Origin of the sequence: Streptomyces blattellae (genome assembly GCF_009709555.1) — a bacterium.
Taxonomy (GTDB): Bacteria; Actinomycetota; Actinomycetes; order Streptomycetales; family Streptomycetaceae; genus Streptomyces; species Streptomyces blattellae.
The window spans coordinates 15,361-40,672 of sequence record NZ_WJBG01000251.1; the positions used below are offsets into that span (position 1 = coordinate 15,361).

Genomic DNA, 25,312 nt, shown 5'->3' on the forward strand with positions numbered 1-25,312 from the left:
CACCATCGCGAGCGCAACGGCCGTCAGCCTTCTGGCAACCAGCGGCGTGGTGCTCGGCACTGCCCCCAAGGCCAGTGCCGCGTCCGGCTCGAACCACTCATGGAAGATAACGGGTGAGCCCACGGACGATAAGAAGGGCTACTTCGGCCTGATCAACTTCCTCAGGAACGCGGTGGAGGCCGGTCGGCACCAGCCTGACCCGTCGGCCCCCGCCGTCCGCGTCACCGACGTGACCGCGGCCGGCACGTACCTCTCCGTCGACCTTTACCCCGAGGACGGCGGGGGCCGCTTCGTCCGGGTGTTCATACACCGGACGGACCTCTACGTCATGGGATTCCGGCCCGGCTTCGACGGCGGTGACGCCCTCAGCGTGGACTGGGCCCCGTTCTACCCGCTGGAGCCTTCGGCCATGCCGTCCGACAGCGGAACCGATCCCGCGTACCCGTTGCCGGGTTCCACGATGCAGTACACGGATCCTCGATTCACCACAGCGCGGAACGGAGGGCTGGCAAGCTACACCAACCTGGCTACTTTCGGAGCCACCACCGAGAACCTGACGATCTCTGTCCAAAGCATCAACAACGCCGTGAACCAGCTCCACCGCCTCTACGCAGAGGCGGAAAACCCGCAAATCACCAACAGATTGACAAACGGGGACGCGGCACATGCGATCCTCCAGCTCATCGTGTCAATCGCTGAAGCTACCCGGTTCCGCGAGCAGGCGGAAAACACCGCGAACGCGTTCGGCCTCGGTCAGGGGTACACCCTCACCGCCCGGGACAGAACGTTTCACGTGAACTGGTTCAGAATGAGCGCGGCGATAATTGGCTTGACGGCCCTGGGTGTCGGCGTCGCCCTCGCGGCTCCCCTCGAACTCGGCCCCGGCATAGTCTTCGCCACGGCCTTCGCCCTGCAGAGGGCACTGATGACGGCCCATCACACTTCGAAGGACTTCAGGGGCAAGGGTCTCTCCGAAGAGGATGTCGACTCGTTCTGCGTCCTGCCCAGTGGCCTGGGCGACCATACGACCATCCAGGACGCGATCAACGCCGCTCCCTCGGACGGAAGCGCGCACACCATCTGGATCTCCGAGGGCACCTACCACGAGGTCATCAACGTCCCGAGTTCGAGGACCAACCTGACGATCCAGGGCGTCACCGGCAACGCCTCGGATGTGCGCATCTACAACACCAGGTGCCACGGGATGATCAACCCCGAAACCGGCTTGAAGTGGGGCACCCAGGGCAGTGCCGTGGCTTCCTTCAAGCCGGCCAGGCTGACCGTCCGGTCCGTCGAGATCGTCAATACGTTCGACCCCGCGGCCCACCCAGAGATCAACCAGTACGAGACCCAGGCCGTCGCGGTGCTCGCCATGGGCGACCGGCAGGTGTTCGACAACGTCCGGATCATCAGCACTCAGGACACCCTGTACGTCAAGGGACCGGCTGTCACGGACCAGGCCCGGCAGTACTTCGTCAACTGCTACATCAGAGGCACGATCGACTTCATCTTCGGTCACGCGACCGCGGTGATCGACCGGTCCCAGATCGTGATGCTCAACCACGTCGGCGGCACGATGCTGGCGCCGAACACCGACTACCGGAAGAAGTACGGGATCCTCGTCACCCACTGCGAGATAACGAACAGCAACGTGCCGATGAACACGATGCACCTCGGCCGGCCGTGGCACAACGCGCCGGAGGCCTGGCCGCAGGCGGTGGTCCGTGAGAGCACGGTGTCCCCCCACATCAAGGCGGATCAGCCCTGGACCAACATGGTCCCCGAGTACCCCTGGCAGTGGGCCCGGTTCAAGGAGTACAAGAACTCCGGCCTCGGAGCCGGCGTCGGCGAGAACGCGCCGAAGCTGACCGACGCCGAGGCCCTTGAATACACCGCCCGGAAGTATCTGGCCGGCACCGACGGGTGGGACCCCGTCCGGTGACCCAGCGTCTCTGACTGGCTTGGTGATCCCCAGTGTTGCTCAGAGATGCAGGCCGATCGTCTTCGTGCCCTGGTGCCGATGGACGAGTCCATCGGCCCGCGTGGCACGTCCCTCCGGACGCTGACCGGTCAGGCACATAGGTCCTGACCGGGAGGGTGCCCGACGTCGCCTGGGCGCCGGGCACGCGCGTCACACTCCGCCACAGGATCACTACGGTTGGCTGATCCGACTGGTGAGCCTTGCGCGTCGCCGTCCGCTGAGGCGCGTGACTCTGCTGGTGATGCTGTCCGGGTCATGCGGCGGCTGCGCACAGGGATGGGCGGCAGGTGTGCCGGGCCGGGAGCGGATCGGGGAGCAGTAATTGGAGGAAGTGGGCCACCGGCCGACGGGACAGGGCTGTCCTGCCCAGCCTGGTCGTGGCCCACTTCTTCCAATTGCCTGCTGGGGCATGACCGGTGGGGCGGCTGTGAGCAGTGGGGGCTCCAACCCCGCTGCTCCACCCCCACCCACTCCCCCCGCGCCCCGTCTCCGGCCTACTACCCAGCCGACGCAAGCGGCCCTCACCAGGGCCACCTGCCTGTCCGGGTCGCTCGCTCGCTTCCGACCCGTGCTGGAGCGAGCCGAGTCAAGGGTGGACCGCAGGGCTTTCGGCGCAGCCGACGCGAAGCGCCCTTTACTCGGATCGCGGAAGCACGACACTGGCCAAGAAGCGGGCAGCCCCACGGTCACATCACCAGCACGGCTGACGACACGCCGCTTCGTCCCCTACCTCAGCCGCCTCCCCGGCATGAACGTGAACACCGCGCCGCCGAGCAGTACGGCGGTCCCCGCCAGCAAGCCCAGGGCCCGCAGGGTGCTGTTGTTGTCGGAACCGGTGGCGGCCAGGCCGCCGTTCGTCGATGAGGAACCGCCGCCGGAGGCCGAACCTCCGCCGGAGCTGGAACCGCCGCCCGAGGCGCCGCTCGCCTGTTCCGTGGTGTCCAGGGTGAGGGAGACCTGTGACTCGGCCGGCGTGCAGGTCGTCGTCGTACCCAGGGCCTCGACCGTCAGGACGCCCGGTGACAGCGTGGACTCGCCGCTCGCGCCCGGCCTGTACGTGCCGGTGAGGTCCGGGATCTCGATCGGGTCGCCGGAGGCGATGGGCTCCGCGTTGGTCGGGCCCTCGACGTGGACCGTGCCGGTGTCGGCGCCGCCCAGGACCACCTCCATGGACGGTTTGACCGAGTCGGCCGGGATGGCGGCGGGGCTGTCCATCACAGACCCCCTGAACTGGACCGTGAGGTCGAAACTGCCGCCGTTCTTCTTGGCGTTGATCTGCACGGGAGAGGTCGCGTTCCGGTCGCCGATGGGCGTCTTGCACTCGTACGGGACCTGGACCTCCTCGCCGGTGAAGTCGGTCTGGCCGCCACCGCCGCCGCCACCGCCGCCACCGGTGCTGGAACCACCGGTCCCGGAACCGCCCGTGCCGGAGCCGCCCCCGGTGTCACCGCCGGTGTCACCGCCGGTCTCGCTCGCGCTGGGCGACGGCGACGAGGATCCCGTGGGCGGTCCCGTCGGCGTCCCTCCCGTCGTACCGCCCGAACTCCCGCCCCCCTCCGTCACATTGATGGTCGCGGCCTCCTGCACCGCCTCCGTGGGGGAGCACTTGGTGTCGGTGGAGATGGGCTGGTTGACGTTGATGTTGTACGCGTCCGGCGTCAGCGTCACCTCGCCCGCCGTCGTGAGCGTCAGCGTGCCCTTCATGTCGGACAGCTTCATGTCGCTGTTCCTGGGGATCGGCGGGTTGGTCCGCGGCCCCTCCATGGCGATGTCCCCGGTCTGGGCGCCGGCCGCCTTGAGGGTCCCGGTCGGCAGGACGGTGTTCTCCGCCAGGTCGAGGATGTCGGGGTTCTTGGAGGCGGCCTGGACGAACTTCCAGGTGATCTCGACCTCGTCGCCTACCTGGGCCTCGGCGGGCGCGGTGATCTCCACCGTGGTGGTGCCCTGGATCGGCGGCAGGCCCGAGATCGACGGCGGGATGCACTCGGTGGCGTAGGACACCTCGGCGGCCTGCGCGGGCGTCGCGGCGACGCCGATCAGGATGCCCGCGCCGCACAGCATCATGGCGACGCCCGCCGCGCCCGTTCTGCGGCCGCGGGCCGGTGTGACTCTCCTCGGCTTGCTCACGTCTGTCCCTTCCTGGTGGGAGTCGCAGGACTCGTCGGGCTGTCGTCGTGCGGTGCGGAGAGCGGACCGGCCGTGCCCGGACCGGAGTCCGGGGTGAACCACGGCAGGGTGGTCGAGGTGGCAGGGGAGGGTACGTCTTCCGAAGGGCTCAACTTCGGCAGGCGAGATGGGCGGGGTGGGCGAGGCAGGCCGGGCAGGCGGGGCAGGCGAAAGGTGAGTTCGGGCATACGGCGCCGCCCGCGGCCGGTGCCGCGACGCGGCCGTACCCGGTCCACCACCGCCATCCCGACGCGGAACACCGCCGCCGGTACGACCAGGCAGAGCAGGACCCAGAACAGGGTCACGCCCCAGGGCCGCCCCACGCCCCAGGGCTGCTCGGCGAGGACCTTCCCGCCGTACTTCAACGACACCGTGTAGTCGCCGTGCGCGCCGCCGGACAGCTCGACCGGCAGCTCGATACGGGCCCTCCGGCCGGGCTCGACGGTGCCCCGCCACTGCTGCTCCTGCCACTCCGGGGCGAACACGCCGTGCGAAGTGCCGACCTGGAAGACCGGGTTCTTGACGGTGGAGGTGCCGACGTTGCCGACGGTGAAGGCGAGCGTGCGGGTGGGCGGTGCCCCGAACCAGGTGAGCAGCCCGCTGGACCCGTCGAGCCGCGTGTCCGTCAGCACCGACAGCCGCCCGCCGGCCGGCTCCGCGGGCAACGGCTCCACCGCGTGCCCGGCGACCCGGAAGACCGCGTCGGCCTCGGCCTTCGCCCCGGTCACGGTGGCGACATGCACCACGCAGGGGCACGGCTCCGGCGGCTCGGCGACCGGCAGCTTCCGCTCGAACCGCCCCTCACCGTCCGTCGTCACCGCCCTCCCGTCCGCGTTGGCACAGGAGTTGGTCCCGCCGATCACTCCCCGGGACGGCGTGGACTGTCCGCAGATCAGAATCATCAGCAGCGCCCGCTCCCGCCAGCCGCTCCCGGTGACGGTGATCGAACCGCCGGTCCCCGCCTGCGACTCGGACAGCTCGACCACGGGCTTCTCCGCCGCGGCAGCGGGTGCCACCAGCGGCGCCCACAGCAACGCGAGCACCGCCACGAGCACCGGAAACCGCACCTTGCCGCTCACGTCACCGCTCCCGTCAACTCGACTTCCGTACGCGGGGATCCGGGCGCGTCGCCGTCCTCGGCCGTACGGCGCCGCCGCCGTCGTACGACTGCCAGCGCGGCGCCCGCCGTCACGGCGCCCGCTCCCCCGGCCACCGCTCCCGCAACCCACGGCACACACCACACCGACGCCCCCGCCACGTCCCGCGCCCCGCCCGGGGCCGTCACCGTCAGGCGCACGTCCACCGAGTCGAGGGCGGGGCGGTCGGCCCAGGGCTCGGTGAGTTTCATGCGGCGGCCGGGGGCCAGTTCGACGGGGAGGGCGCGCGGGGACCGGTCGAGGACGCGGCGGCCGAAGACGCCGTCGGCGCGGACGGCCAGCGTCGGCACGAGGACGGTCGTACCGCGGTTGACCAGCTCGTACGAGATGCCGTCGGCGCTCACCGACACGTGCTCGACGGTCAGTGCGGAGAGCCTGGGCCCGACGGCCCGCAGCCGCAGCGCGACCGCCCTGGACCGCCCGTCGCCGTCCTCCGCGACGACCGAGCCCGCGAGATCGCCGGGCGCGGCCCCCGCCGGAACGCGCACCGTGAAGGGAACGTCGGCGCGGGTCCGGGCGGGCACCCGCACCGATCCGTCGGCGAAAGCGATCGCGACCCCGGTCCCCCGCAGCCGTACGGTGACCGGCTCCCCGCTCCGGTTGATCACGGACACCGTGTCCTGCAGGACCGCCCCGGGCGCACCCTCGGCGTAGAAGGACGGCCGGCCACCGCCGGAGGGCGCGAGGGACCACGCCTCGGCGGCGGAAGCGGCGGGGGCGGCACCCGACAGCACCAGCACGGCGAGGATCAGGACACGGACGGCGCGGATCACGGCGCGGACGGCAGGGACGGCAGGGACGGCAGGGACGGCAGGGACGGCAGGGACGGCAGGGACGGCAGGGACGTCAAGGATCAGGACACGGACGGCAGCGGACGACATGGGCGGCTCCAGCGCTGTTACGGCGGACGGTCAGCGCGCCGTCTGATTCCTCCGTGTCAGCCACAGCACACCCGCCGCCCCCGTGAGCAGCACCGTGCCGCCCAGGGTGCCCAGGGCGATGGCCGAGTCCTCGGGGCCGGTCTGCGGGAGTTCGGCGCCGGAGCCGGAACCTCCATCGGAGCCGGAGCCCGAGCCGGACTGGGTGGAGCCGGAGGCGCCCGCGGCGGCCGTGACGTCGAGGGTCAGGGAGGGCCCGGGGCTGTTGGACGGCGTGCAGGTCGTCGTCGTACCGAGCGCCTTGATGGTGAGGACGTCCGCCGTGAAGGTGACCTCGCCGGTCTCCTTCGGGGTGTACGTGCCCGTCAAGTCGTTGATTTTGATCGGGGTGTTGGCGGGGATGGCTTCCTGGTTGGCGGGCCCGGTGACGTTCATCGTGCCGCTGTCGGCACCGCCCAGCTTGATGGTGGCGCTCGGGTTCATCGCGCCCCTGCCGAGTTCGACCGGGCTGGAGGAGACCCCTTCCTGCCACGACATCGTGATCTTGTAGCCGTTGCCGCTCTCGACGCCCGTGATGTCGATCGGCGAGACGGCACTCACGTCCCCGATCGGCGTCTCGCACTGGTAGTTCACGTCCACGACCTCGGCCCGGGCTGCGGGGGCGGTCATCAGCACCGCCGAGCCGGCCAGGGCCGCGACGGACGCGAACGCGGCGGTTCGTTTCCGGTACGACACGGTTCCGCTCCCTCACAAGTTCCTGACGGCACATCAGATCGAGCCGTCAAGGTACGCCCGGCTGTGAGAGGAGGGAAGACAAAGGGAGTGTTGGAAATGTGCTGATGCCGAAGTGCCCCTTCAGGGGCGCGGGGCTGGGCCGATATGCGGCTCCAAACCGAAACCGTACGGCCCGGCCCTCAGGCCGGCGCCCCCAACTCTGCCCAAACGGTTTTCCCGGCCACCCCGGGGGTCCGTACAACCCCCCAGTCCAGGCAGAGCCGCTGCACGATGAACATCCCGTGCCCACCCGGCCGCCCGGCGCGATGCGGCGTCCGCGGCGCAGGCTGCCCCGCCCCCCGGTCCGACACCTCGATCCGGATCACCTTGTTGTCACAGGCGATCCACAACTCGTCCGGCCCTTCGGCGTGCAGACAGGCGTTGGTGACCAACTCGGACACGACGAGCAGCACATCCTCAGCCGCGGCCCGCCGATCCGCGGTAGCGGCCGGCATCCAGCCCCACGCATACAACGCCTGCCGGGTGAAGTCGCGGGCCAGCGGAACAACCCCGCTCTCGCCGCCGAAGCTCAGCCGACGGAACTGGCGCCCGGCAGACGGTACGGACGCACCCTCCTCGGGCGCCCCGGAAGCGCCGCCAGGCTCATGGCCGCGGTCGCCCGGCGAGTGGGGCCGGGTGGTGCTCATCAGCGCTTCACCTCACCGATTCACCGGTTCACGATTCAAAAGTCACTTCACGGTCAGTACAGCCAGTGCTGCTGGTACAGCCAGTACAGCTGTACGGGCAGTACGCGTTTCTCCTGCCCTGCCGGACCCGCGGAACACTTCCGTCTTCAGCCACAGCGGCGGTGCGGAGGATGTGCCGCCCGGCAACCGCCGGTCCCGAAGGGGCGGGCGGGGCGCTCGAACCGGCCGATTCAGCCGGTCCGGTCGGTCAGGGCCGCGTCAAGCGAGTCATGCACGGTGAAGACCGCTTCGGCCCCCGTGATTTCGAACACACGCGCCACCACGGGCAGCATCCCGGCGAGATGTACGCCACCTCCGGCGGCCTCCGCCTTGAGCCGGGCGCCGAGGAGCACGTTGAGGCCGGTCGAGTCGCAGAACTCCAGGCGCGAGCAGTCGACGACCAGCCTGCTGAATCCTTTGGCCAGACAGTCTTCGAGTGGCTCACGCAACAGATCGACGGTGTGGTGATCCAGCTCACCCGCCGGGGTCACGACGGCACTGAGGCCCTCTTCCCTGACCTCCACCAGAAGCCGGCCAGACTGTGCGCTGCCGACCGTGCCGCGGTCCATGCCGTCTCTCTCTCCCGACGTCGTGGCTGCTGACTGACGCCCTCGAACACTACGCCTTCCCTACGCCCTCCGACACCCGAACATCCGCCCAGAATCGGACATTTACCCACAGAACGCACTTGCGGGAGGCTCGGTAAACCGGGTAGGGCTAGTAGGGACACGAAATCAAACACGGCCGGCTTTGGAGGCGCCGCACACCGCAGTGCACGCACAGGCTTCGGCAGCCATATGCCGAGAACGATGGAGGACATCATGTCACCCCGGCTCGACGCATCGCATACCCATACAGCGACGTCGACATCCCCCCCGGAACATCTGGAGCCCATCGCGGACACGGACGTACCCCCGGCGCAGGCCGACCTGCTCGCCGGTCTCCCGGACATTCCCCCGTACGACGAGGTGGGGCCGGTGGACGCACGGGCCCTGTCCAAGACCCTCTTCGAGCGGCTGGAGACGCTGGAGGAAGGGACCCACGAATATTCGTACGTCCGCAACACGCTCGTCGAACTCAACCTCGCGCTGGTCAAGTTCGCGGCCTCCCGCTTCCGCTCCCGCAGCGAGCCGATGGAGGACATCATCCAGGTCGGCACCATCGGCCTGATCAAGGCGATCGACCGCTTCGAGCTGAGCCGCGGTGTGGAGTTCCCCACCTTCGCGATGCCGACCATCGTCGGCGAGATCAAGCGCTTCTTCCGCGACACCTCGTGGTCCGTGCGCGTACCGCGCCGACTGCAGGAACTCCGGCTCGACCTGGCCAAGGCCGGTGACGAGCTGGCCCAGAAGCTCGACCGCGCCCCGACGGTCGGGGAGTTGGCGGAGCGGCTCGGTCTGTCGAAGGACGAGGTCGTCGAGGGCATGGCGGCGTCCAACGCCTACACCGCCAGCTCGCTCGACGCCCAGCCGGAGGAGGACGACGCCGAGGGTGCGCTCGCGGACCGCATCGGCTACGAGGACCACGGACTCGAAGGCATCGAGTACGTCGAGTCGTTGAAGCCGCTGATCGCCGAACTGCCGCCCCGGGACCGGAAGATCCTCTCGCTGCGCTTCGTCGCCGGCATGACCCAGTCGGAGATCGGCGACGAGCTGGGCATCTCGCAGATGCACGTGTCACGGCTGCTGTCGCGGACGCTGGTGCGGCTGCGGAAGGCGCTGACGGTCGAGGAGTGACGGCCTTCTGACCTGAAGGGCGGTCCGGCATGCGTGTGCCGGACCGCTTTTCGTTGTCCCGGCATGCGTGTGCCGGGCCGCTTTTCGTTGTCCCGGCATGCGTGTGCCGGACCGCTTTTCGTTGCCTGTCCTGGGGCCCTGGGGCGCGGTGGCAAGCGGTTCTCAGACCAGTCGCTCGCCGCCGCGCCAGACGCCGGAGACCAGGGGTACGCCCGGCCGGTAGGCCAGATGGACGTGGCTCGGGGCGTCGAGGAGGGCGAGGTCGGCCCGGGCCCCCGGGGTGAGTCGGCCGATGTCGTCGCGGCGCAGAGCCCGCGCCCCGCCCGCCGTGGCCGACCAGACCGCCTCGTCGGGGGTCATGCCCATGTCCCGTACGGCGAGGGCGATACAGAACGGGACGGAGGACGTGAAGGACGAACCCGGGTTGCAGTCGGTGGACAGGGCGACGGTGACGCCCGCGTCCAGGAGGCGGCGGGCGTTCGGCCACTCGGCGCGGGTGGAGAACTCGGCGCCGGGCAGGAGCGTGGCGACGGTGGAGCTGTCGGCGAGGGCGTCGACGTCCGCGTCCGTGAGGTGGGTGCAGTGGTCGGCGCTGGCGGCGTCGAGTTCGACCGCGAGCTGGACGCCGGGGCCGTAGGAGAGCTGGTTGGCGTGGACGCGCGGGTGCAGGCCCTTCGCCTTGCCCGCCGTGAGGACCGTGCGGGCCTGGTCGCCGTCGAAGGCGCCCTTCTCGCAGAAGACGTCGATCCAACGGGCATACGGGGCACAGGCGTCGAGCATCTCGCCGGTGACCAGGGCGACATAGGCGGCCGGGTCGTCGGCGTGTTCCGGCGGGACGATGTGGGCGCCGAGGAAGGTGACCTCGTCCGTGTGCGCGGCGGCGACGCGCAGGGCACGGGATTCGTCCTCGACGGTCAGGCCGTAACCCGACTTGGTCTCGAAGGTGGTGGTGCCCTGGCGGAGGGCCTCGTCGAGGTAACGGGTGAGGTTCGCCTCCAGTTCCGCGTCGCTTGCGGCACGGGTGGCGGCCACGGTCGTACGGATGCCGCCCGCGCTGTAGGACCGGCCGGACATACGGGCGTTGAACTCGGCGGTCCGGTCGCCCGCGAAGACGAGGTGGGAATGGGAGTCGACGAAGCCGGGGAGGACGGCCCGGCCACCGGCGTCGACCCGATTGTCAGTGGCGGGTGCTTTGCTTGATTCACCGGTCCACGCGACGTGGTCGCCTTCGATGACGACGGCCGCGTCCTGGATCAGCCCGAGGGGAGAACTGTCACCGGAGGAGGGGTCGTTGGTGACCAGCGTGGCGATGTTGGTGATGACGGTGCTGCTGCTCATGGCGTCCTCGTGGGTGCTGGGATCGGCGGCCGTCAGGCGCGCAGGGCATCGACTGCCCGCGCGAGAGCTTGCGGCACATCGGGTACGAGGGTGTGCTCCCCGTCTCGTACGACATGCCGCCCACCGACGATCGTGTGCCGTACGTCCGCTGCCGTCGCGGCGAATACGGCCGTCTCGGCGCCGAGCCTGGGCAGTGGCCCCGCCGTCCTGACCGAGTCCAGCGCGATCGTCGTGAGGTCGGCGAGGGCGCCCGCCTCGATCGTGCCCGCGTCGCCCCAGCCGAGGGCGGCGTGACCGTCGGCGGACGCGGCGCGCAGCAGCGCGGCGGCCGTCCAGTGACCGCGGGTGCGGGTGCGCAGCCGCTCGTTCAGCTCCATCGCGCGTGCCTCTTCGAGCAGGTCGATGACGGCATGGCTGTCGGAGCCGAGACAGAGCGGGGAGCCGGCTTTCTGCAGGGCGACGGCGGGGCCGATGCCGTCGGCCAGGTCCCGTTCGGTGGTCGGGCACATGCAGGTGCCGGTGGTGCTGGAGCCGAGCAGCCGGATGTCGTCGTCGGTGAGGTGGGTGTTGTGCACGCCGGTGGTGCGCGGCCCGAGGACACCGTGCTCGGCGAGGAGCCGGGTGGGCGTGCACCCGTGGGCTTGACGGCACGCGTCGTTCTCGGCGGTCTGTTCGGACAGGTGCACATGGAGCGGGGTCCGCCGCTCCTCCGCCCACCGCGCCACGGTCGCCAACTGGCCGGCGGGCACGGCCCGTACGGAGTGAATCGCCGCCCCGATCCGCGCGTGATCCCGATCCTTGAGAACTGAACAGCGTTCCGCCCAGGCGTCCGCGCCGCCGTCGGAGAAGCGGAGCTGGTGGGGGTCGGGCGGCTGTCCGAAGCCGGAGGAAAGGTAGGCGGTGTCGAGGAGGGTGATGCGCACACCGGCGTCGGCGGCGGCCGCGATGAGGGCTTCGCCCATGGCGTTGGGGTCGGCGTACGGGGTGCCGCCGGGTGCGTGGTGCACGTAGTGGAACTCGCCGACGGACGTGATGCCGGCGAGAGCCATCTCGGCGTACACGGCACGGGCCAGCGCGTGGTAGCTGTCCGGGTCAAGCCGGTCTGCCGTGGCGTACATGACCTCGCGCCAGGTCCAGAAGGTCCCGGAGCCGACCTGGACGGTGCCGCGCAGGGCGCGGTGAAAGGCGTGGCTGTGGGCGTTGGCGAGTCCCGGGAGGGTGAGCCCGCGGAGGATCTCGGCGCCGGGGGGCGGGCTGTCGACGCCCTGGCGGACGGCGCTGATCCGCCCGTCGGCGCCCGCGGCGGAGCCGCTGATGTCTACCGTGAGCGCGACACCCGGCTCGACGTGGGTGCCGAGCCAGGCGTGCTCCAGCCAGTAGGTCTTCGGTGTCACCTGCGGGCCAGCCCTTCCAGTACGTCGGCGAGTGCGGTCACCCCGGCCAGGCAGTCGTCCTCGGCCGCGAACTCGGCCGGGGAGTGCGAGACGCCCGTGGGGTTGCGCACGAACAGCATGGCGGTCGGGATGGTCCCGGAGAGGATCCCGGCGTCGTGTCCGGCCCCGGTACCCAGCACGGGCACCTTCAAGCCGGTGTCCTTGCCGAGGATGCGGCCGAGTTCGTCGCGCAGGGCGTGGTCGAACTCGACGACGGGTGTGAAGGACTCCCGTACGACGTCGAGGTCGATGCCGTGCGCGTCCGCGTACTCGCGCGCGGCCCTCTCGACCCCGCCGACCACGGCGTCCAGGCTCTCCTGATCGGCGGCACGGGAGTCGAGCCAGCCACGCACCAACGAGGGAATCGCATTCACCCCGTTCGGCTCGACCACGATCTTGCCGAAGGTGGCGACGGCACCGGCGAGTCGGGCCTCCCGGCGGGCGGCGAGCACCGTCTCGGCGTACGACAGCATGGGGTCACGCCGGTCCGCCAGCCGCGTGGTCCCCGCGTGGTTGGCCTCACCCCGGAAGTCGAACCGCCACCGCCCGTGCGGCCAGATGGCACTGGCGATGCCGACCCGATCGCCGCTGAGGTCCAGCGCCCGCCCCTGCTCGACATGCAGTTCGACGAAGGCGCCGATACGGGCGAGCCGCTCGGGGTCCGGCCCGATGGCCTCCGGGTCGTACCCGGCGGCCTCCATGGCCTGCGGCAGCGTGATCCCGTCCCCGTCCGTCAGCCGGTGCGCCTGCTCCACGGTGAGCTGCCCGGCGGCCAGCCGCGACCCGACACAGGCGAGCCCGAACCGCGCGCCCTCCTCATCGCCGAAGTTGACGATGGCGAGGGGCTTGGTGAGCCGGACGCCGCGCCGACGCAGTTCATCAACCGCGGCGAAGGAGGACACAACCCCCAGGGGCCCGTCAAAAGCCCCGCCATCGGGCACGGAATCAAGGTGCGACCCGGTGACGACGGCGTCCTCCTGCGCGGGATCACCGAGCCAGGCCCACTGATTGCCGTTCCGGTCGAGCTCATAGCCCAGCCCCCGGCTCTCGGCCTGCCCCTTGAACCACTCCCGACACTCAGCATCGGCACCGGTCCAGGCGAAGCGCCGGTACCCCCGGGAGTCGGGATTCCTCCCGATGGGCAACAACCCCCGCCACATCTCCTGAAAGGAGCCTCCACCCGACGCGAGCTGCGAGTCATCAGCCGCCCCGGACCGCGCGGAGGCCCCGCCAGGCTGTGGGCAGTCGTTCCGCAGGGGGATGGGAGTCCCCCCGCTGGAACGAAGTTGAGAGTGGGGAAGGGTGGGCACAGCCGGACGTGCAGCCGGACGCGCAGTCGGCGACGAGCCATCCGCCCTCACCGAGGAGTTGCCGTGCCCGCCTTCACGCTGGTTCACGCGTCGTCACCTTCGCGCATAGGTACCCGGACACCCCGTTCGTCGGAAACCGACTCCGCGATGTCGTACCCGGCGTCCACATGCCGGATGACGCCCATGCCGGGGTCGTTCGTCAGCACCCGCCGGATCTTCTCGCCCGCCAGCTTCGTACCGTCGGCGACCGTCACCTGCCCCGCGTGAATCGACCGCCCCATACCGACCCCACCCCCATGGTGGATGGACACCCAGGACGCCCCCGAAGCCACGTTCACCATCGCGTTCAGCAGCGGCCAGTCGGCGATCGCGTCGGAGCCGTCCAGCATCGCCTCCGTCTCCCGGTACGGAGACGCGACGGACCCGCAGTCGAGGTGATCCCGCCCGATCGCCAGCGGCGCGGCCAGCTCACCGCTCGCCACCATGTCGTTGAACCGCTCACCGGCCTTGTCCCGCTCGCCGTACCCGAGCCAGCAGATACGCGCGGGCAGCCCCTGGAAGTGGACGCGCTCACCGGCCATCCTGATCCAGCGGTGAAGGGACTCGTTCTCGGGGAAGAGGCCGAGGATCGCCTTGTCGGTCCTGGCGATGTCGGACGCCTCACCGGACAGCGCGGCCCAGCGGAAGGGGCCCTTGCCCTCGCAGAAGAGGGGCCGGATGTACGCGGGGACGAAGCCAGGGAAGGCGAACGCCCGCTCGTACCCGGCGAGTTGGGCCTCGCCCCGGATCGAGTTGCCGTAGTCGAAGACCTCCGCACCGGCGTCCATGAAGCCGACCATGGCCTCGACATGACGGGCCATGGACTCACGCGCCCGGGTCGTGAAACCGGCGGGGTCCTTCGCGGCGTAGGACGCCATGTCGTCGAAGTCGACGCCGAGCGGCAGGTACGACAGCGGGTCGTGGGCGGACGTCTGGTCCGTCACGATGTCGATGGGGGCGCCCTCGGCGAGCATGCGCGGCAGCAGCTCCGCCGCGTTGCCCAGCAGGCCGATGGAGAGCGGGCGCCGGGCGTCGCGGGCCTCGACCGCGAGCTGGAGCGCGTGCTCCAGTGAGTCGGCGCGCACATCGAGGTACCGGTGCTCGATGCGCCGCTCGATGGCCCGTGGATCGCAGTCGACGCAGATGGCGACACCGTCGTTCATGGTCACGGCGAGCGGCTGGGCGCCGCCCATGCCGCCGAGGCCGGCGGTCAGCGTGATCGTCCCCGCCAGCGTCCCGCCGAACTTCTTCGCGGCGACGGCGGCGAACGTCTCGTAGGTGCCCTGGAGGATCCCCTGCGTGCCGATGTAGATCCAGGAACCGGCGGTCATCTGGCCGTACATGGTCAGGCCGAGCTGCTCCAGGCGGCGGAACTCCTCCCAGTTCGCCCAGTCGCCGACGAGGTTGGAGTTGGCGATGAGAACGCGCGGGGCCCACTCATGGGTCCGCATGACGCCGACGGGGCGGCCGGACTGGACGAGCATGGTCTCGTCCTGCTTCAGGGTCCGCAGCGTCCGCACCATCGCGTCGAAGGAGCGCCAGTCACGGGCCGCCTTCCCCGTCCCGCCGTAGACGACGAGCTTGTCGGGGTGCTCGGCGACCTCGGGGTCGAGGTTGTTCTGCAGCATCCGCAGGGCGGCTTCCTGCTGCCATCCCAGGGCACTCAGTTCCGTACCGCGCGGGGCTCGTACGGCGCGGGGTCCTGACATGGTCTGCCTCCTAGCGGGTGTACTGCGGGGTGTACTGCGGATCATTACTGTCGTTATTCACATCCTGTCTTCCTGAATAGAACTAGTCAACACATTCTCCCGGCGGCACGGGTAGGTCACCGGTGTTTGGCTGGACACACGAGCCGGGCGGCAAGCCTGCGACGGTAGGCGCAACGACACGACGGGGGATGCCATGGACAACATCACCGACCACCGCGAGAGCGGCCTCGATCGGACCGGCCGCCGCGACGACGCCGTCCGCGCGGCCGTCGGGCAGGGACTGCTCGGCCCCGAAACCCCCATCGTCGGGCTTCTCGACGTCACCGGCATGCGGGAGTCGGCGGCCGAGCTGCGGACGGCGTTCGACGCGGTCGTGGCGCCGGGGACGCCGGTGCTGCACGCCTTCGCGGTGAAGGCGACCCCGCTGGTGCCGGTGCTGCGGCTGCTGCGGGACGAGGGGATCGGCGCGGAGGTGGCGAGCCCGGGTGAGCTGGCGCTGGCGCGGGCGGCGGGACTGTCGCCGGACCGGACGGTGCTGGACTCGCCCGCGAAGACCCCGGCCGAGCTGCGCGAGGCGCTGGCACTGGGGATCGCCGTGAACGCGGACAATCCGCAGGAACTGGACCGTATCGACGCGCTGATGAGGTCCGCGATCAGCGACTCACCCCTGGGAATCCGGGTGAATCCACAGGTCGGCGGGGGCTCCATCGGGGCGACGTCCACGGCCACGGCGACCTCGAAGTTCGGGGTGGCGCTGCGGGACGAGGGGGCGCGGGAGTGGGTGGTGCGGGCGTATGCCGAGCGCCCGTGGCTGACGCGGCTGCACGCGCACACCGGGTCGCAGGGCATTCCGCTGTCGCTGATGGCGCGGGGCACCGCGGAGACGTTCGCGCTCGCCGAGGAGATCAACCGGCGGATCGGGCGGCCGCAGATCGACACGATCGACATCGGCGGCGGGCTGCCGGTGAACTTCGCGTCGGACGCGACGACGCCGACGTACGCGCAGTACGCGCGGACGCTGCGGGAGGAGGTGCCGGGGCTGTTCGACGGGCGGTACGGGCTGGTGACCGAGTTCGGGCGGTCGCTGCTGGCCAAGCACGGGACGGTGGTGGCGCGGGTCGAGTACGCCAAGAGCGCCGGCGGGCGGCCGGTCGCGGTCACGCACGCGGGCGTGCAGGTGGCGGCGCGGACGGTGTACGTGCCGGGGTCGTGGCCGCTCAGGATCGCCGTGTACGACGGGAAGGGGCGGCCCAAGGAGGGGCCCGAGGTGGTGCAGGACGTGGCCGGCCCGGCGTGCTTCGCGGGCGACCTGCTCGCCGAGGGGCGTGCGCTGCCTCTGCTGGAGCAGGGGGACTACGCGGCGGCGCTGGACACGGGCGCGTACTATTTCGCGCACCACTACGCGTACAACTCCCTTGTCCGGCCCGGCATCTACGGCTTCGCGCCGGACGGTTTGGGAGGTGTCGCCTTCGCGACGGTGCGGGAGCCGCAGAGCCTCGACGAGATCGTGGCCGAATCGGGAGGGGCGCACGCCTCCGCCCTCACCACCCTTCGCACCCCCTGACCGACCTTCCGGACGCCCCATCCATCACCCCCGGCAGCGGGTCGCCCTGAACCGGTTGAACGCCGTCCGCACGACGCCGGACCCCCCACCCCGGGTCCGCACACGCCGGCCGACCACGGACATCACACCCCGGCATTCCGCACACGCATCACACCCCGGCATTCCGCACACGCATCACACCCCGGCATTCCGCACACGCATCACACCCCGGCATTCCGCATACGCATCACACCCAGGCGTTCCGCATACGCCGGTCGGCGACGGAGACAGAGACGGCGACCGCCACGACAGGCCCACGGCGGTCGGCTCCAGGTGGACGACGCGGTGACCGCAAAGTCAGCCCACGGCACCCAAGCCCGCACTCCGACCGAGCCGTCACCAACCAGCCCGCACACCCACCCAGCCGCCACCAACCAGCCCGCACACCCACCCAGCCGCCACCAACCAGCCCGCACACCCACCCAGCCGCCACCAACCAGCCCGCACACCCACCCAGCCGCCACCAACCAGCCCGCACACCCACCCAGCCGCCACCAACCAGCCCGCACACCCACCCAGCCGCCACCAGCCGAGCCGGACGTCGCGGCCGGCCCTGCCGAGGCGGGGCTCAGGCCAGCGCGGCGGCGGCGCGGCGGCGGGTGCCGCCCGGCCCCGCGTCGCCCGCTGCGATGCCGGTGCTGCGGTAGGCCTGCACGGCCTTGCCGGCCGGGCGTCCGCCGTTGCCGGTCAGCCAATCGGCCCGCACCCACAGCAGCGCGTCCTCCGCATGCTCGCGCTGTCCGAGCCACTCCGCCTTCAGCCACAGCCCGACCCCGCATCCGGCCAGCAGCTGCCCGCCCGCGACCGGCACGGCGAACGCGCTGCCGACCGCGGCGAGGAAGGCGAGCAGCAGCCACCAGCGGTGCCCGCGCCGCCAGTTCCAGACGGTCGTGTGCCGGGCCTGGAGTACGTCGTGCTTGCCCGCGCGGGCCGCCGAGTCGGCGAGGGCGACGTACCGCTTGCGCCGCGCGTACGCCACCACGACCGCCGCGAGGATGAACAGCGCGGACCCGGCGAGCACCCCGATCCGGCGTCCCGTCAGCCCCGGCACCAGGATCCCGATGCCCGCCGCGAACACGCCGAGCCACCACATCGGCGCCGCTCCGGCCCGTACGACGACGGCCACCCGAGCCAGCCCCTGACCTCCGCCTGACACTTCCCGCCTCCTCGCCGCGTCGGCACACAGTGCTCGTTGCACAGTGCTCGTTGGAGCGGGAGGTTAGCGGCACAAAGTGAGACGAATCTAAGAGGCGCGTCGCAGACGCGTCACAGGCGACGTCAATCGACGAAGAGGCCCTTCGCCGCCGCCTTCGCGTCGAACTCCTCCAGGCGGGCCTGGGCGTCGGGCAGGTCGTCGCACATCGCCTCCAGCAGCACCCGGCCCAGCAGCATCGGCGCGCAGGCCGTGTCGAAGGCGAGGCCGGTGCCGACGGCGGCGGGGAGCAACAGGTCGGAGGCCTTGGCGACCGGCGCGAAGGCGGAGTCGGCGACCGTCACCACCGTCAGCCCCGCGTCCTTCGCGTAGCCCAGCGTGTCCACGACCTCGCGGGGATGGCGAGGCAGGGCGAAGCACAGCAGGGCGGTGGCGCCGGCCCGGACCGCCGCGTCGATCCGGTCGTGGATCATCGTGCCGCCCTCGTTCAGCAGCCGGACGTCCGGATGGACCTTGGCGGCGAAGTAGGCGAAGCCGTACGCCTGGGAGGCCGCGGCCCGCAGTCCGAGCACCGGCAGCGGCCGGGACGCCGCCAGCAGCCTGCCCGCCTTCGCGACCGGCCGCGGATCGGCCAGCAGCTCCGCGAGATGCCGCAGGTTCTCGATCTCGGCCTCGACGGCCTGCTGGTACTCGTTGTACGACGCCGAGGCCGCCGACTGTTCGGCGGGCGCGACCTCACGCAGGTGCTTGCGCAGCGCGGGGTAGCCGTCGAAGCCGAGGGCGACCGCGAACCGGGTCACCGACGGCTGGCTGACCCCGGCAAGCTCGGCCAGCTCCACACTGGACAGGAACGGCACGTCGGCGGCCCGCCGCACCATGCTGTGCGCGATGCGCCGCTGGGTCGGCGTCAGCCGGTGCCCCTCGAAGAGCGTCTGCAGCCGTGCGGCCGGGCTGTCGGTCACGCTCGTACTCCCCTCGGCGGTCATGACTCGCTGCCCCTCCAGATGTCCGTGAACCGGTCCAGCAGTGCGGTCGCGGCCGTCACGTCGTCCGTGAGCGGCCGGTCGGCCAGGTCGTCGTCGAGCACCGACTCGGCCAGCTCCAGCGCCCTGCCCACCGGCAGCCCGGGGTCGGGCCTGAGGTCACGCAGGCGCAACGCCCGTACGGCGGCGACGAGTTCACAGCCGACGACGAGACGGTACGCGCCGCACGCCCGCAGTGTCTGCCGGGCGGCGAGCGAGGCGAAGCTGGCCTGCTCCTCGACGCCCCGGGAGAGTACAGCGTGCCCGAGCGACGCGGGCGCGGAGAAGGCCCGCAGGTCACCGAGGGCGGCCGAGGCGGCGTACTCAAGGATCATCACGCCGGAGGAGGCGGGTTCGTTGTCGGCGAGGAAGGGCTTGAGGCGGGTGTAGGCGGGCTCGTTGAGGGTGGACAGGCGGGAGGTGGACAGCCTCGCCACCTGAGTGAGCGCGAGCCTGAAGTGGTCCAGGGCGAGGGCGAGGTGGGCCTGGTAGAAGCCGCCGTGGTGGTAGGCGGCCATGTCCTCGGGGGAGATCAGCGGGTTCTCGGCGGCGGCGTTGATCTCGATGCCCAGCACCTCCTCCAGGGTGTCCGCCGCGTCATGCGCGGGCCCGTGGATCTGGGGCAGGCAGCGGAAGCCGTACGGGTCCTGGATCCGCCCGAGGGGAGGCGTGGGCCGGTCCGCCGCACCGAGCAACTCCCGCATCCGGCGGGCGACTTCGGCGGAACCCCGGTGCGGGCGGGCGGCGTGCACGGGGGCGGCGTACGCCTCGTAGGAGCCGTCGACGGCGAGCAGTGACAGCGCGCCGACGACCTGCGTGGCGCCGATCAGCCCGCGCAGTTCGTGCACGGCGAGGGCGGCCTGGCCGAGGGTGAGGGCGTTGCTGCTGATGAGCGCGAGGGCGTCGTTGTTGTCGAGCGGCTGCGGTTCGGGCGCCCCCGAGCCGCGCCAGGGGTGCTCGCCCGCCAGCGCGAGCCCGGCCTGCGCGAGGGCGGCGAGGTCGCCGGTGCCGACCGAGCCGAACTCGTTCACGACCGGGTACGCACCGCTCTCCAGCGCCTCGCACAGGGCCGTGACGACGCTGGGCCTGAGGCCCGAGCCGCCGGCCAGCAGCTGATTGGCGCGGACGGCGAGCATGGCCCGCACCTGCCGGGCCGGAAGCTCCTCACCGATGGCGCCGGCGTGGCTGCGCAGCAGGCGCAGGCCGTGCCCGGCCGCGGCCTCGGTGGGCACGTCCTCGTTCCGGTTGGCGCCGACGCCGGTGGACCGGCCGTAGACGCGTCCGGTCGCGGCGATCTGGCGGGCGGCGTCCCAGGACTCCTCGGCGCGTTTCATGGCCTCGGTCCCGGGGACCGGCCGAGCGGCTCCCTCGGCCAGGCGCACGACGTCCGCCACGCCGAGACCCACACCGTCGAGGACGACCAGGCCGGTATGCACAGAGTCCTGCGTGTCCACGATCCGAGACGACATAAGGCCCACACTCCCCTCAACTCGGACATCCAATCTCGTCTGCCGGTCATCCGTTACCTCGGATTAACGCCGGAGCATTGACAACCTATTCAGACACCAAGAACTCTGCATGACGTTATACAGCCGGGCAAGGGACACATCATGATCCAGTTCGACGCGGTCCACAAGCGCTTCCCGAACGGCACGACAGCAGTCCACGACCTCTCCCTGGAGATGCCGGAAGGCGGCGTCACCGTGCTGGTCGGATCCTCCGGTTGCGGAAAGACAACCACCCTCCGGATGATCAACCGAATGGTCGAGCCGACCTCTGGCACCATCCAGGTCGGCGGCAAGGACATCACCCAGCAGGACGCGGCCGAACTGCGCCGCTCCATCGGATACGTCATCCAGCAGTCCGGGCTCTTCCCGCACCGCACGGTGCTCGACAACGTCGCCACCGTGCCGCTCCTGCTCGGCTGGGGCCGGCGCAAGGCGCGCTCCCGCGCGGCCGAACTGCTGGAGACCGTCGGCCTCGCCGCCGACACCGGCAGGCGATACCCGCACCAGCTCTCCGGCGGCCAGCAGCAGCGTGTCGGGGTGGCCCGCGCACTCGCCGCCGACCCGCCCGTCCTGCTGATGGACGAGCCGTTCGGCGCGGTCGACCCGGTCGTGCGCACCCAGCTCCAGGACGAACTCCTCAGACTCCAACAGGAGTTGAGCAAAACCATCGTCTTCGTCACGCACGACATCGACGAGGCCGTCCGGCTCGGCGACCAGATCGCGATCTTCCGCACCGGCGGCCACCTCGTCCAGTGCGCGACCCCCACCGAACTGCTCGCCCGCCCCGCCGACGACTTCGTGGCCGACTTCCTCGGCGCCGAGCGCGGACTGAAGCTGCTCTCGCTGACCAGCCTCGCGGCCGTGCCGCAGGCCCCCGTCCCCGAGGGCGGCACCTGGACGCTCGTGCTCGACGACGCACGCAAGCCCGTCCACTGGGCGTCGAAATCCGAGCCGGACGCCCAGATCCCCGTACGACCGCTCAAGGACACCGACTCCCTGCTGTCCGCGCTGAACGAGTCCGTCGCCTCCCCCACCGGCCTGATCGCCCGCGTCGACGCGGACGGCGTCCTCACCGGCGTCTCGTCCCGCGACGACATCCACGAGCACGCGGGCAACGCACACACCGAAGCGCGAGTGGCCGCATGACCATCGACTGGTCGTGGATAGCCGACCACACCGACGACCTGACCACCCTCACGGTCTCCCATCTCCAAGCGGCCCTGAGCGCGGTCTTCTTCGGCCTGCTGATCTCGCTCCCGCTCGCCGTCGTGGCCCACCGCGTCCGCCCCCTGCGCGGCATCCTGCTCGGCCTCTCCAATGTCCTGTTCACGATCCCGTCGATCGCGATCTTCGTGCTGCTGCTCCCGGTCAGCGGACTGACCCGTACGACCACCGTCATCGGCCTGACCGTCTACACGCTGGTCGTGCTGCTGCGGAACACGGTCGAGGGCCTCGACTCCGTCCCCGCGAAGACGAAGGAGGCGGCGAAGGCGATGGGCACGCGCCCGTTGCGCACGCTCCTCACGGTCGAACTGCCCCTCGCCCTCCCCGTGATCATGGCGGGCGTACGGATCGCGACCGTCATGTCCATCTCCCTGGTCTCCGTCGCGACCTACATCGGCGACGGCGGCCTCGGCCAGCTGTTCACGGACGGCTTCCAGCGCAACTTCCCGACCCCGGTGATCGTGGGAGTGGTCCTCACGCTGCTGCTCGCCGTGGTGGCGGACGCGCTCCTGGTCGCCCTCCAGTACGCCCTCACCCCGTGGAAGAGGCGGCGAGCCTGATGTACGAACTCTTCAAGGACCTCGGCAGCTGGCTGGTCAGCGGCGAGCAGTGGCAGGGCACCGACGGCATCGCCCACCGCCTCGCCGAGCACCTCCAGTACTCACTCCTGTCGACCCTCATCGCTGCCGCGATCGGCCTCCCCCTCGGCCTGCTGATCGGCCACACCGGCAAGGGCGCGTTCGTCGCGATCAACCTCGCCTCCTTCGGCCGCGCGCTGCCGACCGTCGGCCTGGTCGTGCTGGTCTTCCTCGCCAGCGGTCTGTCCATGACGCCGGTGTACGTCGCCCTGGTCGCCCTCGCGGTCCCGGCGATCGTCACCAACACCTACGCGGGCATGACGGCGGTGGATCCGGATGTGAAGGACGCGGCGCGCGGCCAGGGCATGCGCGGCCACCAGGTCCTCTTCCAGGTGGAACTCCCCCTCGCCCTCCCCCTGATCATGACCGGCCTGCGCCTGGCGCTGATCCAGGTCGTCGCCACGGCCACCATCGCCGCGTACGTCTCCTTCGGCGGCCTGGGCCGCTACGTCTTCGACGGCCTCGCCCAGCGCGACCTCGTGCAGGTGATGGGCGGCGCGGTGCTGGTCGCCGTGGTCGCCATCGGCCTCGACCTCGCGCTGTCCGGCCTGCAGCGCTTCCTCTTCCGCCACCGCACCGCCTAGGGAAAGCATGAGGCCCACGAAAGCCATGAAGCCTGCGAAAGCCACGAAGCCCGCGAAAGCCACGAAGTCTCCGAAAGCCACGAAGCCCGCAATGAATCGTCGTACGCTCCTCGGCGGCCTGTTCGCAGCAGGCTCCGTCACCGCCCTGTCCGCCTGTTCCAGCGGCATCACCTCCCTCGACGGTGGAGGCACCACCGGCGGTGGCGGCGGCTCCAGCGAGGGCGGCATCACCATCGGCACCGCCAACTTCACCGAGAACCAGGTGCTGGGCTACCTCTACGCGGCCGTCCTGGAATCGGCCGGCGTCGAGACGACCGTCCGCCCCAACCTCGGCACCCGCGAGATCCTCATCCCCGCGCTCAGGGGCGGCGACATCGACCTCCTCCCCGAGTACCAGGGCGCCCTGCTGCACTACCTCGACACCAAGTCGACGGCGACGGAGGAGGGCGAGATGCAGAACGCCCTCGCCGTCGCGCTCCCGGCCGGCCTGCAGATCCTGCCGTACGGCATGGCCGAGGACTCCGACGCCTTCGTCGTCACCCGGGAGACCGCGAAGAAGTACGGCCTGACCTCCCTCGCCGACCTGAAGAAGCAGAACGGCAAGCTGGTCCTCGGCGCGGCGCCCGAGGTGAAGAAGCGGGAGGTGGGCGTCGTGGGCCTGGAGGAGGTGTACGGCGTGGAGTTCAAGGAGTTCAAGTCACTCGACTCCTCCGGTCCGCTGGTCAAGGGCGCCCTCAAGAAGGGCGACGTCGACGTGGCCAACCTCTTCACCACCGACACCGACATCCAGGCCAACGACTGGGTGGTGCTCACCGACCCCGAGAACCTCATCCCCGGCCAGCACGTCGTCCCCCTCATCGCCGACCGCAAGGCCGACTCCACCGTCCGCAAGGCCCTCGCCGAACTCGGCAACGTCCTCACCACCGCCCAGCTCACCGAGCTGAACCGCCGGGTCGACAAGGACAAGGAGGACCCGGAGGACGTGGCGAACGACTACGCCAAGCAGCACGGCCTCACCACATAGCCCGAGCACGAACACGGGGGCTAACCCCAGTGCGGCCCGCGTCCCCGCTCCCTACCGTGGAGCGCATGACAGGAATGGACGCGCGGGACGCCGAGATCAAGAAGGAACTCAACGCCACCCTGCAGGCCCGCAGGGAACTGGGCGAGGAGTACGAGTCCGCGCTGGTCGACTCGTTCCTGGAGAAGGTCGACCAGCGCATCGACAGCGCGGTGGAGCGCCGGGTGCGCCGGCAGCTGGCCGAGCAGCAGATGGTGCTGGCCCGCGACTCACGGTCGCCGAAGGCCAACGACTCCGACACCTTCGGCGAACGCTGGGGCTTCGGCATCGTCTCGCTGATCCTCGCCGTTCCGCTGTCCGCGATCGGCGGCGGCGTCGCGGATCTGCCGGGCCTGCTCGTCGCCTGGGCCGGCATCGTCGGCGTGAACGTGGTCCAGGCCGCCCGCAACAACCCCGGCCTGTTCCGCCGACGCCACAAGTCCTCCCAGGACAGCGACTGGGAGAAGTGAGCGCGCGGGCCTCCGGGCCCGGTGCACACGCCGGAGCCGGCTCGGAGACGGCGGAGAGGCTTGAGTCGCTCGACACTTGGAAAGCCCGGAAGGCCCGGAAAGCAACGACTACCGCAATCATCAATTGAGGAACCACGACGGCGACCAGCCAGGTCCGCGAGAGCGGCGGCGGTTTAGCCGCAAAGGGCGTGGCGTTGCGCGCGGGGACCGCCGCACCCCCGTTGCCGGGGGGGCGGGACGACGGCGGTCCCCGCCCGCGAGGGACGCGGGCCGGGTCAGGGCCGGGCTTGCGCGTCCATGGCGTCCATGGAGGTCCGGGAGCCGCTCCGGAGGTCCTTGGACGTTCGGCGTCGGCCGGGGCGGGGAGCCGCTCCCGCCCTGCCGACATCCACTAATGTGCCGGACCTGTGTTAAGCGGGTGCTGCGCGGACGTGACGCGCTCGTACCACTTCCGCGAAGTCCACGAAGGCCGCTGATCACCGCAAGTTCGCCTTGGACACGGGCCGTTCACCTGCCTCTTGCGGGGAGGTCCCGGCGTTCACGACGAGGGCGAATCGAATCGCATCCCCGCATGGCGGCATGGCGGCGCAGACCGGCGCCGTATCCGGTTCACGGGCGCGGAGCGCCCGGCACCCTGGGACACTTCTACTGCTCGTTCGTGGTCCCGGCCCGGGTACAGCCGCTGCCGCAGACCGGCCGGGTGATCGGTGTCGACTGGGGGGTGCGTGAGATCGCGACCACCACGTCCGACACCCATGATCTCCCGCACGCCCAGCGCGGGAAGAAGGCACAGGCCAGGCTGTCGCGGTACGACCGCATGATGGCCCGCCGCAAGCCGACGAA

General features: G+C 70.8%; 21 protein-coding genes and 1 pseudogene. 9 read left to right on the top strand and 13 right to left on the bottom strand.

From position 1 onward, the window contains the following. The first annotated feature begins 46 nt into the window (after nucleotides 1–46). The gene (locus tag GFH49_RS37760; protein ID WP_230396725.1) at nucleotides 47–1,942 is read left to right on the top strand and encodes a pectinesterase family protein; all 1,896 of its coding nucleotides are present in this window, start codon (nucleotides 47–49) and stop codon (nucleotides 1,940–1,942) included. Between the two features lie 765 nt (nucleotides 1,943–2,707). On the opposite strand, the gene GFH49_RS37765 is transcribed toward GFH49_RS37760, so the two are convergent. From GFH49_RS37765 to GFH49_RS37790, 6 genes are all read right to left on the bottom strand, one after another. Beyond that, on the bottom strand, nucleotides 2,708–4,042 hold the full coding sequence (locus GFH49_RS37765; RefSeq protein WP_196218271.1) for a hypothetical protein: 1,335 nt from the start codon (nucleotides 4,040–4,042) through the stop codon (nucleotides 2,708–2,710). Nucleotides 4,043–4,104: 62 nt separating this feature from the next. Further along, on the bottom strand, nucleotides 4,105–5,226 hold the full coding sequence (locus GFH49_RS37770; RefSeq protein WP_155060563.1) for a hypothetical protein: 1,122 nt from the start codon (nucleotides 5,224–5,226) through the stop codon (nucleotides 4,105–4,107). Further along, nucleotides 5,223–6,077: a COG1470 family protein gene (locus GFH49_RS37775; protein ID WP_155060582.1), complete on the bottom strand. Its 855-nt coding sequence runs from the start codon at nucleotides 6,075–6,077 to the stop codon at nucleotides 5,223–5,225. Before GFH49_RS37775 ends, GFH49_RS37770 begins: the two co-directional genes overlap by 4 nt. Before the next feature lie 138 nt (nucleotides 6,078–6,215). Continuing rightward, nucleotides 6,216–6,917, bottom strand: coding sequence for an LPXTG cell wall anchor domain-containing protein (locus GFH49_RS37780; RefSeq protein WP_155060564.1), 702 nt, complete (start codon nucleotides 6,915–6,917; stop codon nucleotides 6,216–6,218). 179 nt (nucleotides 6,918–7,096) lie between these two features. Further along, nucleotides 7,097–7,603 carry an ATP-binding protein gene (locus GFH49_RS37785; protein WP_155060565.1) on the bottom strand — a complete coding sequence of 169 codons (507 nt, stop codon included), beginning with the start codon at nucleotides 7,601–7,603 and terminating at the stop codon, nucleotides 7,097–7,099. Nucleotides 7,604–7,833: 230 nt separating this feature from the next. Then, nucleotides 7,834–8,211: an STAS domain-containing protein gene (locus GFH49_RS37790; protein WP_155060566.1), complete on the bottom strand. Its 378-nt coding sequence runs from the start codon at nucleotides 8,209–8,211 to the stop codon at nucleotides 7,834–7,836. 252 nt (nucleotides 8,212–8,463) lie between these two features. On the opposite strand from GFH49_RS37790, the gene GFH49_RS37795 reads away from it, so the two are divergent. Next, complete coding sequence (locus GFH49_RS37795) at nucleotides 8,464–9,378, top strand: RNA polymerase sigma factor SigF (RefSeq protein WP_155060567.1); 915 nt, start codon at nucleotides 8,464–8,466, stop codon at nucleotides 9,376–9,378. 162 nt (nucleotides 9,379–9,540) lie between these two features. Here the strand turns inward: GFH49_RS37795 and hutI are convergent, their stop codons facing one another. From hutI to hutU, 4 genes are all read right to left on the bottom strand, one after another. Continuing rightward, the gene (gene hutI, locus GFH49_RS37800; RefSeq protein ID WP_155060568.1) at nucleotides 9,541–10,716 is read right to left on the bottom strand and encodes an imidazolonepropionase; all 1,176 of its coding nucleotides are present in this window, start codon (nucleotides 10,714–10,716) and stop codon (nucleotides 9,541–9,543) included. Between the two features lie 32 nt (nucleotides 10,717–10,748). Beyond that, the gene (locus GFH49_RS37805; protein ID WP_155060569.1) at nucleotides 10,749–12,110 is read right to left on the bottom strand and encodes a formimidoylglutamate deiminase; all 1,362 of its coding nucleotides are present in this window, start codon (nucleotides 12,108–12,110) and stop codon (nucleotides 10,749–10,751) included. Continuing rightward, on the bottom strand, nucleotides 12,107–13,309 hold the full coding sequence (locus GFH49_RS37810) for an allantoate amidohydrolase (RefSeq protein WP_155060570.1): 1,203 nt from the start codon (nucleotides 13,307–13,309) through the stop codon (nucleotides 12,107–12,109). Before GFH49_RS37810 ends, GFH49_RS37805 begins: the two co-directional genes overlap by 4 nt. Nucleotides 13,310–13,542: 233 nt before the next feature. Beyond that, the gene (gene hutU, locus GFH49_RS37815; protein WP_155060571.1) at nucleotides 13,543–15,207 is read right to left on the bottom strand and encodes a urocanate hydratase; all 1,665 of its coding nucleotides are present in this window, start codon (nucleotides 15,205–15,207) and stop codon (nucleotides 13,543–13,545) included. 193 nt (nucleotides 15,208–15,400) lie between these two features. Here hutU and GFH49_RS37820 point away from each other — a divergent pair, with 193 nt between their 5' ends. Next, complete coding sequence (locus GFH49_RS37820) at nucleotides 15,401–16,771, top strand: type III PLP-dependent enzyme domain-containing protein (protein ID WP_155060572.1); 1,371 nt, start codon at nucleotides 15,401–15,403, stop codon at nucleotides 16,769–16,771. A 607-nt stretch (nucleotides 16,772–17,378) separates the two neighbouring features. Here the strand turns inward: GFH49_RS37820 and GFH49_RS37825 are convergent. The 3 genes from GFH49_RS37825 to GFH49_RS37835 form a co-directional block, all read right to left on the bottom strand. Then, the gene (locus tag GFH49_RS37825) at nucleotides 17,379–17,966 is read right to left on the bottom strand and encodes a hypothetical protein (protein ID WP_155060573.1); all 588 of its coding nucleotides are present in this window, start codon (nucleotides 17,964–17,966) and stop codon (nucleotides 17,379–17,381) included. Between the two features lie 122 nt (nucleotides 17,967–18,088). Continuing rightward, nucleotides 18,089–18,949 carry a MurR/RpiR family transcriptional regulator gene (locus GFH49_RS37830; protein WP_155060574.1) on the bottom strand — a complete coding sequence of 287 codons (861 nt, stop codon included), beginning with the start codon at nucleotides 18,947–18,949 and terminating at the stop codon, nucleotides 18,089–18,091. Beyond that, nucleotides 18,946–20,454 carry an aromatic amino acid ammonia-lyase gene (locus tag GFH49_RS37835; protein WP_155060575.1) on the bottom strand — a complete coding sequence of 503 codons (1,509 nt, stop codon included), beginning with the start codon at nucleotides 20,452–20,454 and terminating at the stop codon, nucleotides 18,946–18,948. Before GFH49_RS37835 ends, GFH49_RS37830 begins: the two co-directional genes overlap by 4 nt. A 141-nt stretch (nucleotides 20,455–20,595) precedes the next feature. Between GFH49_RS37835 and GFH49_RS37840 the strand changes: the two genes are divergently transcribed. From GFH49_RS37840 to GFH49_RS37865, 6 genes and pseudogenes are all read left to right on the top strand, one after another. Continuing rightward, the gene (locus GFH49_RS37840) at nucleotides 20,596–21,639 is read left to right on the top strand and encodes an ABC transporter ATP-binding protein (RefSeq protein WP_155060576.1); all 1,044 of its coding nucleotides are present in this window, start codon (nucleotides 20,596–20,598) and stop codon (nucleotides 21,637–21,639) included. Continuing rightward, a complete protein-coding gene (locus GFH49_RS37845) occupies nucleotides 21,636–22,277 on the top strand; it encodes an ABC transporter permease (protein WP_155060577.1) in 642 nt (213 codons plus the stop codon). The genes GFH49_RS37840 and GFH49_RS37845 overlap by 4 nt, the downstream gene beginning before the upstream one ends. After that, nucleotides 22,277–22,939, top strand: a complete 663-nt coding sequence (locus tag GFH49_RS37850) for an ABC transporter permease (protein WP_155060583.1) — start codon at nucleotides 22,277–22,279, stop codon at nucleotides 22,937–22,939. Before GFH49_RS37845 ends, GFH49_RS37850 begins: the two co-directional genes overlap by 1 nt. A gap of 91 nt (nucleotides 22,940–23,030) precedes the next feature. Beyond that, entirely contained in the window at nucleotides 23,031–23,963 is a 933-nt protein-coding gene (locus GFH49_RS37855; protein WP_155060578.1) for an ABC transporter substrate-binding protein, read from the top strand. Nucleotides 23,964–24,037: 74 nt separating this feature from the next. Then, on the top strand, nucleotides 24,038–24,469 hold the full coding sequence (locus tag GFH49_RS37860; protein ID WP_196218273.1) for a hypothetical protein: 432 nt from the start codon (nucleotides 24,038–24,040) through the stop codon (nucleotides 24,467–24,469). A gap of 571 nt (nucleotides 24,470–25,040) precedes the next feature. Further along, nucleotides 25,041–25,312 (top strand): annotated as a pseudogene (locus GFH49_RS37865) (RNA-guided endonuclease TnpB family protein); the annotation flags it as partial.

Bases quoted from the DNA above. Each gene is read 5' to 3' on its own strand.
- GFH49_RS37765 (WP_196218271.1), bottom strand. From the start codon at position 4,042: ATGCTGTGCGGCGCGGGCATCCTGATCGGCGTCGCCGCGACGCCCGCG.
- GFH49_RS37785 (WP_155060565.1), bottom strand. From the start codon at position 7,603: ATGAGCACCACCCGGCCCCACTCGCCGGGCGACCGCGGCCATGAGCCT.
- GFH49_RS37790 (WP_155060566.1), bottom strand. From the start codon at position 8,211: ATGGACCGCGGCACGGTCGGCAGCGCACAGTCTGGCCGGCTTCTGGTG.
- GFH49_RS37795 (WP_155060567.1), top strand. From the start codon at position 8,464: ATGTCACCCCGGCTCGACGCATCGCATACCCATACAGCGACGTCGACA.
- hutI (WP_155060568.1), bottom strand. From the start codon at position 10,716: ATGAGCAGCAGCACCGTCATCACCAACATCGCCACGCTGGTCACCAAC.
- GFH49_RS37810 (WP_155060570.1), bottom strand. From the start codon at position 13,309: ATGTGGCGGGGGTTGTTGCCCATCGGGAGGAATCCCGACTCCCGGGGG.
- hutU (WP_155060571.1), bottom strand. From the start codon at position 15,207: ATGTCAGGACCCCGCGCCGTACGAGCCCCGCGCGGTACGGAACTGAGT.
- GFH49_RS37820 (WP_155060572.1), top strand. From the start codon at position 15,401: ATGGACAACATCACCGACCACCGCGAGAGCGGCCTCGATCGGACCGGC.
- GFH49_RS37830 (WP_155060574.1), bottom strand. From the start codon at position 18,949: ATGACCGCCGAGGGGAGTACGAGCGTGACCGACAGCCCGGCCGCACGG.
- GFH49_RS37835 (WP_155060575.1), bottom strand. From the start codon at position 20,454: ATGTCGTCTCGGATCGTGGACACGCAGGACTCTGTGCATACCGGCCTG.
- GFH49_RS37840 (WP_155060576.1), top strand. From the start codon at position 20,596: ATGATCCAGTTCGACGCGGTCCACAAGCGCTTCCCGAACGGCACGACA.
- GFH49_RS37845 (WP_155060577.1), top strand. From the start codon at position 21,636: ATGACCATCGACTGGTCGTGGATAGCCGACCACACCGACGACCTGACC.
- GFH49_RS37850 (WP_155060583.1), top strand. From the start codon at position 22,277: ATGTACGAACTCTTCAAGGACCTCGGCAGCTGGCTGGTCAGCGGCGAG.
- GFH49_RS37855 (WP_155060578.1), top strand. From the start codon at position 23,031: ATGAATCGTCGTACGCTCCTCGGCGGCCTGTTCGCAGCAGGCTCCGTC.
- GFH49_RS37860 (WP_196218273.1), top strand. From the start codon at position 24,038: ATGGACGCGCGGGACGCCGAGATCAAGAAGGAACTCAACGCCACCCTG.